This window comes from Pseudomonas sp. HR96 (assembly GCF_034059295.1).
Classification (GTDB): domain Bacteria; phylum Pseudomonadota; class Gammaproteobacteria; order Pseudomonadales; family Pseudomonadaceae; genus Aquipseudomonas.
In genome coordinates, this window is sequence record NZ_CP139141.1 from 64,222 (window position 1) to 76,621 (window position 12,400).

Sequence of the window (12,400 nt, forward strand, 5' to 3'; positions counted from 1 at the left end):
TTGCCGGATGCGTCGAGCTCGTTCGACCACAGCCTTTTCGTTCGCGCTGCCTGAACCGCGGCGCCAAACACCTCACTGGAGATTCGCGATGAGCAACCTGACCCGTGCCGACTGGGACCAACGTGCCCAGCAACTGAAAGTGGAAGGCCGCGCTTTCATCGACGGCGAGTACACCGCCGCTGTATCCGGTGCCACCTTCGAATGTATCAGCCCGGTGGACGGCCGCCACCTGGCCAATGTGGCCAGCTGTGACGCCGAGGACGCCCAGCGCGCCGTGGTCAGTGCCCGTGCCGCCTTCGAAGCCGGTGCCTGGTCGCGCCTGGCGCCGGCCAAGCGCAAGGCGGTGATGATTCGCTTCGCCGACCTGCTGATGGACAACGCCGAAGAGCTGGCCCTGCTGGAGACCCTGGACATGGGCAAGCCGATCAGCGACTCGCTGAATATCGACGTGCCCGGTGCCGCCAACGCCCTGCGCTGGAGTGGCGAGGCGATCGACAAGATCTACGACGAGGTCGCCGCCACCCCGCACGACCAGCTGGGCCTGGTGACGCGTGAAGCGGTGGGCGTGGTCGGCGCCATCGTGCCGTGGAACTTCCCGTTGATGATGGCCTGCTGGAAGCTCGGCCCGGCACTCTCCACCGGCAACAGCGTGATTCTCAAGCCATCGGAAAAATCCCCGCTGACCGCCATCCGCGTGGCTCAGCTGGCCATCGAAGCCGGCATTCCCAAAGGCGTGCTCAACGTCCTGCCGGGCTACGGCCACACCGTGGGCAAGGCCCTGGCCCTGCACATGGACATCGACACCGTGGTGTTCACCGGCTCGAGCAAGATCGCCAAGCAGCTGATGATCTATGCGGGCGAGTCGAACATGAAGCGCGTCTGGCTGGAAGCCGGCGGCAAGAGCCCGAACATCGTCTTCGCCGACGCTGCCGACCTGCAGGCCGCCGCCGAGTCGGCGGCCAGCGCCATCGCCTTCAACCAGGGCGAGGTGTGCACTGCCGGTTCGCGCCTGCTGGTGGAGCGCTCGATCAAGGACAAATTTTTGCCGCTGGTAGTCGAGGCCCTCAAGGGCTGGAAACCTGGCAACCCGCTGGACCCCGACACCACCGTGGGCGCCCTGGTGGACACCCAACAGATGAATACCGTGCTGTCCTACATCAAGGCTGGCCATGACGGCGGCGCCAACCTGGTGACCGGCGGCAAGCGCATCCTCGAGGAGACCGGCGGCACCTACGTCGAACCGACCATCTTCGACGGCGTCGACAACGCCATGCGCATCGCCCAGGAGGAGATCTTCGGCCCAGTACTGTCGGTGATCACCTTCGACAGCGCCGAAGAAGCCATCCGCATCGCCAACGACACCCCCTATGGCCTGGCGGCAGCAGTATGGACCGCCGACATCTCCAAGGCGCACCTGACCGCCAAGGCGCTGCGCGCCGGCAGCGTGTGGGTCAACCAGTACGACGGCGGCGACATGACCGCGCCGTTCGGTGGCTTCAAGCAGTCGGGCAACGGCCGCGACAAGTCGCTGCACGCTTTCGACAAGTACACCGAGCTCAAAGCGACCTGGATCAAACTCTAAGCTTCACCACCCGGTCACACGTGGTGTCATGCAGCCGGGCTTTCCCATGGAAAGCCCGGCTGTTTCGTCTTGGCAGCAGGAGTCTGTTAATGCGTTGGGGTACCTATTTCGCCGTGCTCAGTGCCGTATTGAGTGTCGGCCTGGCGCTGGGCGTGAGCATGCCGCTGGTGTCGTTGCGGCTCGAAGCCTGGGGCTACGGCCCGTTCGCCATTGGCGTGATGGCGGCGATGCCGGCCATCGGCGTGTTGTGCGGCGCCGGGCTGTCGAGCCGACTGGCCGCGTTTTTCGGCAGCGCGGCGTTGATGCGCCTGTGCCTCTGGGCCGGCGCGCTGTCGATCGGCCTGCTGGCGCTGCTGCCTAGCTATGCGCTGTGGCTGCTGCTCAGGCTGCTGATCGGCAGCGTGCTGACCATCGTCTTCATCCTCGGCGAAAGCTGGATCAACCAGTTGCTGATCGAACGCTGGCGCGGTCGGCTGGTGGCCCTGTATGGCAGTACCTACGCCCTGAGCCAGCTGGCCGGCCCGTTGCTGCTGGGCGCGCTGGGCACCGACAGCGACTACGGCTTCTGGGCAGGCGCCGGCCTGCTGGTGCTTTCACCCTTGTTGCTGCTGGGCCGCAGCGGTGCGCCGCGCACGCAATCGGCGCATGTATCGCTGAGCGACCTGGCGGGCTTCTGCCGCGGCCTGCCGGTGATTGCATGGGCCATCGCCCTGTTCGCCGCGTTCGAGGCGATGATCCTCACGCTGCTGCCGATCTACTGCGTCAACCAGGGCTACAGTGCCTCGGTGGCGCTGTACATGGTCAGCGCGGTGGTGGTGGGCGATGCCCTGCTGCAACTGCCGATCGGCGCGCTGGCCGACCGCATGTCGCGGCGTACCCTGTTCAGTGGCTGCGCCGTGCTGCTGTTGCTTTCCAGCCTGGCCGTACCGCTGTTGATCGACACGCCGCTGATCTGGCCGCTGTGGGTGGTGTTCGGTGCCAGTGCCGGGGGGCTGTTCACCCTGTCGCTGGTGCTGATCGGCGAGCGCTACCGTGATGACGCGCTGGTGCGCGCCAACGCCCACGTGGCGCAGCTGTGGGGCGTGGGCTGCCTGATCGGGCCGCTGGCGGCGGGGGCCGGGAGCCAATGGCTGACCGGCCACGCGCTGCCACTGTTCATGGCCGCCGGGGCACTGGGCCTGGTGTTGCTGGCAAGGCGCCGTGGGGAGCTGGTGCCGGCGCTGTCTTGAGCGGCACCGGCCTGAGCACCTGTGTCATATCCGCCCACTCACGGCATGTTGTTGAGGACCTGCAGAATCGCCGCGCTTTCGGCGTCCGGCTGGCCATCGTACAGGCGAGCGCGGAAATGCATCTGGAAGGCGCCGAGCACGCGTTGGGTGGTCAGGTCCAGCACACCGCTCTGCGGCACGTTGTAGCCCAGGCGCGCCAGCTGCTGCTGATACCAGCCGATGCTCGGCGGATTGACGTCAAAGCGCGCTTTCTGCTGCGCCACGGCGGCCGGCGCTGGCCAGATGCCCAGGCCGGCATCGGCCAGGCGCTTCCAGGGAAACAAGGGCCCGGGATCGAGCTTGCGCAGGGGGGCGATGTCGCTGTGGCCGATGATGTTGCGCGGCGGGATGTGATGACGCTTGGCAATGTCCGCCACCAAGGCGATCAGCGCCTGGATCTGCGCCTCGGAGTAGGGGTACCAGACTCGCCCGGCCGGCGTGTCGCGGTAGCCCGGGTTGACGATTTCTATGCCGATGGAACTTGAATTGAGCCAGGTGCGCCCTTGCCACTGGCTCTCGCCGGCGTGCCAGGCACGCTGGTTTTCATCCACCAGCTGGTAGACGGTGGCACGCTGGTCGCCGATCAGGTAGTGCGAGCTGACCTCACCGTGGGTCAGCAACGCCAGCGAGCGGGCCTCGGAGGCCGAGGTGTAGTGCAGGATGATGTACTGCGCGCGGCTGTCCTGGTTGACCGAAGGATGCTCGTGATTGATTTTCAACCCGGTGGCACAGCCAGCCAGCATCAAGGACAGCAGCAGGGAAACGATAACTCTCATGGACGAACAGCTCGGCGCGGCGGGCAGGAATGCAACATTGTAACATCAAGCGCCGCCCCGCACAGGCATGCGCCGCCATGACGACGGTGCTGATCACCCGGCCTCGATGCGATTGCGGCCGTTATCCTTGGCGCGGTACAACGCCTGATCGGCGCGTTTGAGCACCAGATCACTGTTTTCCCCGACCTTGAACGCAGTGACGCCCATGGAAACGGTGATCGTCACCCGTTGCCCCTTGAAATGAAATGGGCAAGCTGCCACTGCCACGCGCAGGCCTTCAAGCAGCGCGGCGCCCTCCGTCCACTGGGTGGCGGGCATCAGCAGGACGAATTCCTCGCCACCGAAACGGGCAATGAAATCTTCCGGGCGCAGGCGCTTGCGCAGCTGCGTGGCGATGATCTTCAGCACTTTGTCGCCGGCCAGGTGGCCGTAGTTGTCGTTGATCGATTTGAAATGGTCGAGGTCGAGGATGCCCACCAGCAGGCCGCGATCATGGCTGGCTTGGCTGGCGATCTCGTGCTCCAGACGCTCCGACCAGGCGGCGCGATTGGGCAGGCCGGTGAGCGGGTCGATGAGGGCCTTCTGCCGCTGTTCTTCGAGGTGCACGCGGTAGTCCTGCGCCTCGCGCTCCATGCTGACCACACGCTCGGACAGACTCTGCAACCGCGCGGCGATCTCCTGCTCGCGCTGGTCACGCTGTTGCTGGTGGGCGTCCATGGTACCGAGCAGGCCCTCGAGGCGGTGCTCCAATACGGCCTTGAGGCTGTCGACGTCGGCGGCACCGGCCACGCTGCTCTGCAGGCCGCCGACTTGTTCGCGCAGCTGTGTGTCCAGCTCTCGGGCAGCGCTGCGGTTGTCGGCGTGGCCTTCGCTGGCAGCTTGCAGGTTGCCCTGAAAAGCGTCCAGCCGCTCGTTGAGCTGCTGCAGGTAGCTTTCGAACTCGTGCTGGCCGCTGTCGTTGATGGCCAGGGTCAGCACGGCCAGGTCGTCCAGAATCGGCAGCAGTTCGTACCAGTTCAGCCCGTGCTCCAGGCGCAGGCGCATCGAGTCGGCCTGGGGCTGATGGCGCTCAGGCAGGCTGAGGTTGTCGAGCAGCCCCAACAGGGTGTCTTCGATGTGGCTGGCGACCGAGCTGTAGGAGGGCTCGGGCGACTCGGGCAGGGCGTAGAGCACATCGTGCTCGGCATCTTCCGGGTCGATGGCGGCGATTGCCTCAGCCATCACCGGCGGCAGCGGCAGGCTGTCGAGATAGACCGGCGCAGCGGGCCGCGCCGCCGCGACCGGCTCGGCAGGCGCGAGGGCAGGGGGCTCTACAAGTGCGGTGGCGATCGGCTCGGCAGCCTCGGCCGGCTGGGGGGCTGGGGCTGGGGCTGGGGCTGAAGTGTGTTCAGGTGCCGGCGGCGCCGGCTCGTCCAGCGGTTGCGCACTGGCGACGGGCGTTTCATCAGGCACGGGCGCGACGTGCAGCGTCTGGACCGGTTCCGGCCTGGCCTCTGCGGGCTGGGGTTGTGATGGCTCGGGCGCTATCGGACCGGGCGCCGCCTCGCTCTCGTCGAATTCGTCTGCCGCTCCAGCGGTCGCAACAATGGCGGCGTCGGCGGGCGGCGCTGCTGCCGGCTGTTCGTCAGGGCCACCGAACAGCCGCTGCAGCAGCCCCGGCCTGGCAGCCTGTGCCGGCTTTTCGACCAGGGTCAGGGCCTGACTCTGCAAGGCACTGAGCTCGGTGAGCAGCAGCGGGATTTCCCGGGACTGGGCAGCCCGCTCCTCGACTTGTTTGGCGAACTTCTTCAGCGGTCCGCGCACCTCGCGCGGCAGTGCCAGGCCTTGCAACTGCGCAACCAGGGCATTGAGCGCGGAGCCGATCTGGCTGCCCCGGGTTTCGCGGCGCTGCTCGGAGTCGAGCACGGCCTTCTCCAGGCGCGGCAGCAATGCCGACAGCTTGGCGTCCATCTCGTCGGTGCGCACCACCTCGCGCATTTCCTTCATGCACTGGTCGACCGCACGATCATTGCCTTCGGCCGCCAGCGTGCTGCGCACCAGGCCACGGCGTAGCAAGTCGACCCGCGCGTTGAAGCGCCGTTCGAGTTTTTCCTGCTGTTCGAGGCTTTTCAGGTACTTCTCTTTCCAGCGCTCGGCTTCTTCGCTCATGCCAGGGGTCCGGTCGGTATGGGGCTGGGCACCGGCAGCGTATCGGCAACAAGCGCATCAGGCAGGCGGATTTCCACCGCCACCGGCAGGTGATCGGAAATCGGCTGAGCCAGTACCTGGACCCGCTCCAGGGTCAGGCTGGGGCTGAGCAGAATGTGATCGAGGCAGCGCTGCGGGCGCCAGCTGGGAAACGTCGCCTCGACCTGTGGCGCCAGCAGCCCGAGGTCGCGCAGCGGCGAGGACAGCAGCAGGTCGTTGGCATGGGTGTTCATGTCGCCCATGAGAATCTGATGGCGATAACCGCCGATCAGCTGGCGAATGTAGGCCAACTGCAAATTGCGTGTCTTGGTGCCCAGGGCCAGATGCATCATCACCACCGCCAGGGCGTTGTCACCCTCGCCGAAGCGCACCAGGATCGCCCCGCGCCCAGGAGGGCCGGGCAGCGGGTGATCTTCGATGGAGGTAGGCCGCAGGCGGCTGAGCACACCGTTGCTGTGCTGGGCGAGACGCCCCAGGTTGCGGTTGAGCTGCTGGTACCAGAACGGGAAACCGCCGAGGTGGGCCAGGTGCTCGACCTGATTGACGTAGCCGGAGCGATGGCTGCCGCCGTCGACCTCCTGCAGGGCCACCAGGTCGAAGTCCTGCAGCAGCCGGCCGATCTTCTGCAGGTTGCCGGCGCGCCCCAGGTGCGGCAGCAGGTGCTGCCAGCTGCGGGTCAGGTAATGGCGGTAGCTTTCGGTGCTGTTGCCGACCTGGATGTTGAAGCTGAGCAGGCGCAGCCGCCCTTCATGGGCGAGCCCGCCCGCCTGGCAAGTCTCGTTGACCTGCGGGTCGTGCAGGCCGACGACTCGTTGCGATCTCCAGCGCTGCATGCCCTTGCTCCGTTTACTGAGCGGCGCCCCCTTTGTTGGCGGCGCGCTCCTTGGCGATCAATTGATCGGCAACGTTGAGTGCCTGTTCCTCGCCACCGGCGGAGCCGACGTCAAAGCGGTATTTGCCGTTGACGATCAGGGTTGGAACGCCCTGGATGCCGTATTTTTGAGCCAACTGCTTGTCGTGGGCCACTTTGCCAGTCACCGCGAAAGAGTTGTAGGTTGCAAGGAACTCGGCCTTGTCGACACCCTTGTCACTTAGGTAATCGGCCAGCTCCTCGGGAGTCTTGAACATTTTGTGCTGTTTGTGGATGGCGTCGAACACGGCGGTGTGTACCTGCTTCTCCACGCCCATGACTTCGAGGGTTTCGAACATCTGCCCGTGAACGTCCCAGATGCCGCCGAACATGGCCGGAATGCGCTTGAAGTTGACGTCGGCCGGCAGTTTGGCGACCCATGGGTTGATCACCGGCTCGAAGGCGTAGCAGTGCGGGCAGCCATACCAGAACATCTCCACCACTTCGATCTTGCCTGGCTCGGAGACCGGCACTGCAGGCGTGATCTCAGTGTAGGTCTTGCCAGCCTCCAGGGGCACGTCGGCAGCCTGGGCTGTCATCCCGAACACACTGGCGGCAACCAGAGCGGCGCTGAGAATCAGATTACGCATGCTTTACTCCTGAGCAGATAGGGATCGCCTTGGCGCGAACCACGATGGGACTCGGCAGCCAAGGTTGAGTTCGCTAGTGTAACGGCAGTGGCGTTAAAATTGCGCTGACCGGCGGTGGCAATTCGGGGCCAGCGGGCAAATTTCACGTTGCAGGACATGTCCGGCAAGCGGTCAGCCACACACATGCGGCAGGGCATCATATACTTGGCCTTTTACGACGCCACGGCAGTCGCGCCCCTACCGGATATCCCATGCAAGTCAAAAACCCGATTCTTGGTCTGTGCCAGCAGGCTACCTTTTCGCTCAGCGCCGCCAAGGTCGAGCAATGCCCGGACGACGAAGGCTTTGAAGTGGCCTTCGCCGGGCGTTCCAACGCCGGCAAGTCGAGCGCGCTGAACACCCTGACCCACGCCAGCCTGGCGCGCACCTCGAAAACCCCGGGGCGCACCCAGTTGCTCAACTTCTTCGCCCTGGACGACCAACGCCGCCTGGTCGACTTGCCTGGTTACGGCTACGCCAAGGTGCCGATCCCGCTCAAGCTGCACTGGCAGCGCCACCTGGAGGCCTATCTGGGCAGCCGGGAGAGTCTCAAGGGGTTGATCCTGATGATGGACATTCGCCATCCGATGACCGACTTCGACGTGCTGATGCTCGACTGGTCGATCGCCAGCCACATGCCGATGCACATTCTGCTGACCAAGGCCGACAAACTGACCTATGGCGCGGCCAAGAACACCCTGCTCAAGGTCCAGGCCGAGATCCGCAAGGGCTGGGGCGATGCCGTTTCCATCCAGCTGTTTTCCGCGCCCAAGCGCATGGGCCTGGAAGACGCCTATGCAGTGCTGGCCCGCTGGATGGACCTGCCGGATAAAGTCGAGGCAGCGGCGCAGGGCGAGTAGACGCCAGGCAAAAAAAACCCCGGACTTCATGTGGGGAGGGGAAGTCTGGGGCTCAAGTTCCGAACCACCAGGGGCGGGGGTTCGGATATCTGCCAACACTTAACACAACATAGGAGCATCGAACGGCTTGCTCAGCCATTCGTGACATCAGAGTCGGTTTTCAGGGGTTAAGTTCCTGATCGAACTGACGTTTCATGTCAGCCTCAGGGTTGTTTATGTAACTGGATGTTGGGGGCGTGGCGTTCCCCGCCCCCAACATCCTCAATGCGCTTCGTCCCAGTTGTTGCCCACACCCACCTCGACCAGCAATGGCACGTCCAGCTGCGCCGCCCCGCTCATGTGCGGGCGGATCTGCGCGCTAACCTGCTCGACCAGCTCTTCGCGCACTTCCAGCACCAGTTCGTCGTGGACCTGAAGGATGACCCGCGCGTCCAGCGAGGAGAGGCCAAGCCAGCCGTCGACCGCGACCATGGCGCGCTTGATGATGTCCGCTGCGGTGCCCTGCATCGGCGCATTGATCGCCGTGCGCTCGGCGCCCTTGCGCAGCGCCGGGTTCTTCGCGTTGATGTCCGGCACGTACAGGCGCCGGCCGAACAGGGTTTCGACGAAGCCCTGCTCGGCGGCCTGGGCGCGGGTGCGCTCCATGTAGTCGAGCACCCCGGGGTAGCGAGTGAAGTAGCGGTCAATGTAGTCCTGGGACTGCTTGCGGTCGACCCCCAGCTGTTTGGCCAGCCCGAACGCACTCATGCCGTAGATCAAGCCGAAGTTGATCGCCTTGGCGCTACGGCGCTGGTCGGTGGTCACGGCCTCCAGTTCGACGCCAAAGACCTCGGCGGCGGTGGCGCGGTGCACGTCCAGGTCATTGCGGAAGGCATGCAGCAGGCCCTCGTCCTGGGCCAGGTGGGCCATGATGCGCAGCTCGATCTGCGAATAGTCCGCCGCCAGCAGCTTGTAGCCCGGCGGCGCGACAAAGGCCTGGCGAATGCGCCGGCCCTCGGCGGTGCGGATCGGGATGTTCTGCAGGTTCGGGTCGCTGGAGGACAGCCGGCCGGTGGCTGTCACCGCCTGATGATAGGACGTATGGATGCGCCCGGTGCGCGGGTTGATCTGCTCCGGCAGGCGGTCGGTGTAGGTGCTTTTGAGCTTGCTCATGGAGCGATACTGCATGAGCACCTTGGGCAGCGGGTAGTCCTGTTCGGCCAGCTCGGCCAACACCGCTTCGGCGGTGGAGGCCTGGCCTTTGGCGGTCTTGCTGATGATCGGCAGGCCGAGCTTCTCGTAGAGGATCACCCCCAGCTGTTTGGGTGAGCCGAGGTTGAACTCCTCGCCGGCGATTTCGAAAGCCTCGCGCTCGAGGGCGACCATCTTCTCGCCCAGCTCGACGCTCTGTATACCGAGCAGCTTGGCATCCACCAGCGCGCCCTGGCGTTCGATCTTTGCCAGCACCGGCACCAGTGGCATTTCGATGCCGTCGAGCACCGAGTCGAGTGTCGGGATCGCCGCCAGCTTGCCCTGGAACAGCTGATGCAGGCGCAGCGTCACGTCGGCATCCTCGGCGGCGTAAGGACCGGCCTGCTCCAGGGAGATCTGGTCGAAGGTCAGCTGCTTGGCGCCCTTGCCGGCGATGTCCTCGAACTTCACCGTGGTGTGGTTCAGATACTTGTAGGCCAGGCTGTCCATGTCGTGGCGGGTGGCAGTGGAGTCCAGCACGTAGGACTCGAGCATGGTGTCGAACTTCACGCCCTGCACGCGGATGGCGTTGTCCGGGTCACCGCCGATGGCGCAATTGGCGAGGATGTTGATGTCGTATTTGGCGTTCTGGCCAATCTTCGCTTTCAGCGGATCTTCCAGCAGCGGCTTGAGCGCCAGCAGCACCTGGTCGCGGTCCAACTGCTCCGGCACGCCCATATAGGAGTGGGTCAGCGGGATATAGCAGGCCTCGTGGGCCGCTACAGCGAAGGACAGGCCGACCAGTTGCGCGCGTTGGGCGTCCAGGCCGGTGGTCTCGGTGTCGAAGGCGAACAGGTCGGCCTGGCGCAGCTTCTCCAGCCAGACGTCGAAACGCGCCTGATCGAGCACGGTTTCGTAGTTGACGGGCACCTCGACGATCGGCTCGACCTCGGCGATGACCTCGCCTTCACGCTTGGCCTCGCGCTGAACATCGTCGACCCAGCTGCGAAATTCCAGATCAGTGTAGAGCTCGAGCAGCGCCTGGTGATCCGGCTCGGCGCACATCAGCTGGTCGACCTGCACGTCCAGCGGCACGTCGATCTTGATGGTGGCCAGTTCGTAGGACATGAACGCCGCTGCGCGGTGCTCCTCGAGCTTGGCCGCCAGGTTCTTCGCGCCACGAATCGGCAGGGCAGCCACCTTGTCGAGGTTGGCGTAGAGTTCGGCGAGGCCGCCGCCGATGCCCACCAGAAGGCCCACGGCGGTTTTTTCACCCACGCCCGGCACGCCGGGGATGTTGTCGACCTTGTCGCCCATCAATGCCAGGTAGTCGATGATGTGCTCTGGGCCGACACCGAACTTTTCCTTCACCCCGGCGATGTCCAGCACGCTGCCGGTCATGGTGTTGACCAGGGTGATGTGGCCATCGACCAGCTGCGCCATGTCCTTGTCGCCGGTGGAAATCACCACCGGACGGTCGGCAGCGGCACTGCTGCGCGCCAGGGTGCCGATGACGTCGTCGGCCTCGACGTTGTCGACGCACAGCAACGGGTAGCCGAGGGCCCTGACGGCGGCATGCAGCGGCTCGATCTGCACGCGCAGGTCGTCGGGCATGCTCGGGCGGTTGGCCTTGTACTCGGCGAACAGCTCGTCGCGAAAGGTCCCGCCCTTGGCGTCGAAGACTACCGCGAACGGGCTGTCGGGGTACTGCCGGCGCAGGCTCTTGAGCATGTTCAGCACGCCCTTCACCGCACCGGTGGGCATGCCCTTGGAGTTGGCCAACGGCGGCAGGGCGTGGAACGCCCGGTACAGATAGGACGAACCGTCCACCAGAACGAGGGGTGCGTGGCTCATGTGCAGAATCAACCTTTTCGCTGGGCCCGGCGGTAGAATGGCCGGATCATTGACGACAAAGGGACAAGGTTATCATGCGATCAGGCAATCGCTGTCCCGATGATCGCGACTGGCGCAGTGGGAAATTTGCCCCTGGAAGATGGCTTTCCCACATTTTTCTTCAACCGGGCTCCGCCGACGGCGGCGCCAGTATGGGCACTCTTCGAACATGTCTGTGTTTACTCCGCTGACCCGGCCGCAGCTTGAAACCTTCATCGCGCCCTATGGCCTGGGCCGTCTGCGTGATTTCCAGGGGATTGCCGCTGGCACCGAGAACAGCAATTTCTTCGTCAGCCTGGAGCACGGCGAGTACGTGCTGACCCTGGTGGAGCGCGGCCCGGTGCAGGACCTGCCGTTCTTCGTCGAGCTGCTCGAAGTGCTGCACCAGGCCAACCTGCCGGTGCCCTATGCGCTGCCGACCACCGACGGCCAGGCCCTGCGCGAGCTGGCCGGCAAGCCGGCGCTGTTGCAACCGCGGCTGGCCGGCAAGCACATCAGCCAGCCCAACAGCCAGCACTGCGCCCAGGTCGGCGACCTGCTCGGGCACATCCACACCGCCACCCGCGAGCAGATCCTCGAGCGCAGGACCGACCGCGGCCTGGACTGGATGCTGGAAGAAGGGCGCAAGGTCGGCGCGCAGTTGAGCACCAGCGCCAACGCATTGCTGACGGCCGCGCTGGCCGAGATCGAGCAGCACAAGGCGCGCATCCTCGCGCTGCCGCGGGCCAACCTGCATGGCGATCTGTTTCGCGACAATGTGCTGTTCGAAGGCACGCACCTGACCGGCGTCATCGATTTCTACAATGCCTGCTCGGGGCCGATGCTGTATGACCTGGCAATCACCGTGAACGACTGGTGCAGCAGCGCCGACGGCGCGCTGGATGCACCCCGGGCGCGGGCGCTGCTGGGCGCCTACGCGACCTTCCGGCCGTTCACTGCCGCCGAGGCCGAGCTGTGGCCGGTGATGCTGCGCGTGGCGTGCGTCAGGTTCTGGGTCTCGCGGCTGATCGCGGCCCAGGCATTCGCCGGGATGGACGTGCTGATCCACGACCCGGCGCAGTTCGAAGAGAGGCTGGCGCGGCGCCAGGCGGTGAATGTGGCTCTGCCATTTGCGCTGTAAGGTCA

General features: G+C 65.2%; 9 protein-coding genes. 4 read left to right on the top strand and 5 right to left on the bottom strand.

The features are described from left to right. The first annotated feature begins 88 nt into the window (after positions 1-88). The gene (locus tag SFA35_RS00300) at positions 89-1,582 is read left to right on the top strand and encodes an aldehyde dehydrogenase (protein ID WP_320573951.1); all 1,494 of its coding nucleotides are present in this window, start codon (positions 89-91) and stop codon (positions 1,580-1,582) included. An 89-nt stretch (positions 1,583-1,671) separates the two neighbouring features. After that, positions 1,672-2,811: an MFS transporter gene (locus SFA35_RS00305; RefSeq protein WP_320573952.1), complete on the top strand. Its 1,140-nt coding sequence runs from the start codon at positions 1,672-1,674 to the stop codon at positions 2,809-2,811. A 38-nt stretch (positions 2,812-2,849) separates the two neighbouring features. Here the strand turns inward: SFA35_RS00305 and SFA35_RS00310 are convergent, their stop codons facing one another. From SFA35_RS00310 to SFA35_RS00325, 4 genes are all read right to left on the bottom strand, one after another. Further along, positions 2,850-3,626, bottom strand: a complete 777-nt coding sequence (locus SFA35_RS00310) for an N-acetylmuramoyl-L-alanine amidase (protein ID WP_320573953.1) — start codon at positions 3,624-3,626, stop codon at positions 2,850-2,852. Between the two features lie 93 nt (positions 3,627-3,719). After that, positions 3,720-5,774: a diguanylate cyclase gene (locus tag SFA35_RS00315; RefSeq protein WP_320573955.1), complete on the bottom strand. Its 2,055-nt coding sequence runs from the start codon at positions 5,772-5,774 to the stop codon at positions 3,720-3,722. After that, positions 5,771-6,646: an endonuclease/exonuclease/phosphatase family protein gene (locus SFA35_RS00320; protein WP_320573958.1), complete on the bottom strand. Its 876-nt coding sequence runs from the start codon at positions 6,644-6,646 to the stop codon at positions 5,771-5,773. Before SFA35_RS00320 ends, SFA35_RS00315 begins: the two co-directional genes overlap by 4 nt. A gap of 13 nt (positions 6,647-6,659) precedes the next feature. Continuing rightward, positions 6,660-7,313, bottom strand: coding sequence for a thiol:disulfide interchange protein DsbA/DsbL (locus tag SFA35_RS00325; RefSeq protein WP_320573960.1), 654 nt, complete (start codon positions 7,311-7,313; stop codon positions 6,660-6,662). Positions 7,314-7,564: 251 nt separating this feature from the next. Between SFA35_RS00325 and yihA the strand changes: the two genes are divergently transcribed. Next, the gene (gene yihA, locus SFA35_RS00330; RefSeq protein ID WP_320573962.1) at positions 7,565-8,212 is read left to right on the top strand and encodes a ribosome biogenesis GTP-binding protein YihA/YsxC; all 648 of its coding nucleotides are present in this window, start codon (positions 7,565-7,567) and stop codon (positions 8,210-8,212) included. A gap of 261 nt (positions 8,213-8,473) precedes the next feature. Here the strand turns inward: yihA and polA are convergent, their stop codons facing one another. Beyond that, entirely contained in the window at positions 8,474-11,236 is a 2,763-nt protein-coding gene (gene polA, locus SFA35_RS00335; RefSeq protein ID WP_320573964.1) for a DNA polymerase I, read from the bottom strand. Between the two features lie 208 nt (positions 11,237-11,444). Here polA and SFA35_RS00340 point away from each other — a divergent pair, with 208 nt between their 5' ends. After that, positions 11,445-12,395: a homoserine kinase gene (locus SFA35_RS00340; protein WP_320573966.1), complete on the top strand. Its 951-nt coding sequence runs from the start codon at positions 11,445-11,447 to the stop codon at positions 12,393-12,395. Positions 12,396-12,400: the final 5 nt, after the last annotated feature.

Coding starts and splice junctions, on each gene's coding strand:
- SFA35_RS00300 (WP_320573951.1), top strand. CDS start 89: ATGAGCAACCTGACCCGTGCCGACTGGGACCAACGTGCCCAGCAACTG.
- SFA35_RS00305 (WP_320573952.1), top strand. CDS start 1,672: ATGCGTTGGGGTACCTATTTCGCCGTGCTCAGTGCCGTATTGAGTGTC.
- SFA35_RS00310 (WP_320573953.1), bottom strand. CDS start 3,626: ATGAGAGTTATCGTTTCCCTGCTGCTGTCCTTGATGCTGGCTGGCTGT.
- SFA35_RS00315 (WP_320573955.1), bottom strand. CDS start 5,774: ATGAGCGAAGAAGCCGAGCGCTGGAAAGAGAAGTACCTGAAAAGCCTC.
- SFA35_RS00320 (WP_320573958.1), bottom strand. CDS start 6,646: ATGCAGCGCTGGAGATCGCAACGAGTCGTCGGCCTGCACGACCCGCAG.
- SFA35_RS00325 (WP_320573960.1), bottom strand. CDS start 7,313: ATGCGTAATCTGATTCTCAGCGCCGCTCTGGTTGCCGCCAGTGTGTTC.
- yihA (WP_320573962.1), top strand. CDS start 7,565: ATGCAAGTCAAAAACCCGATTCTTGGTCTGTGCCAGCAGGCTACCTTT.
- polA (WP_320573964.1), bottom strand. CDS start 11,236: ATGAGCCACGCACCCCTCGTTCTGGTGGACGGTTCGTCCTATCTGTAC.
- SFA35_RS00340 (WP_320573966.1), top strand. CDS start 11,445: ATGTCTGTGTTTACTCCGCTGACCCGGCCGCAGCTTGAAACCTTCATC.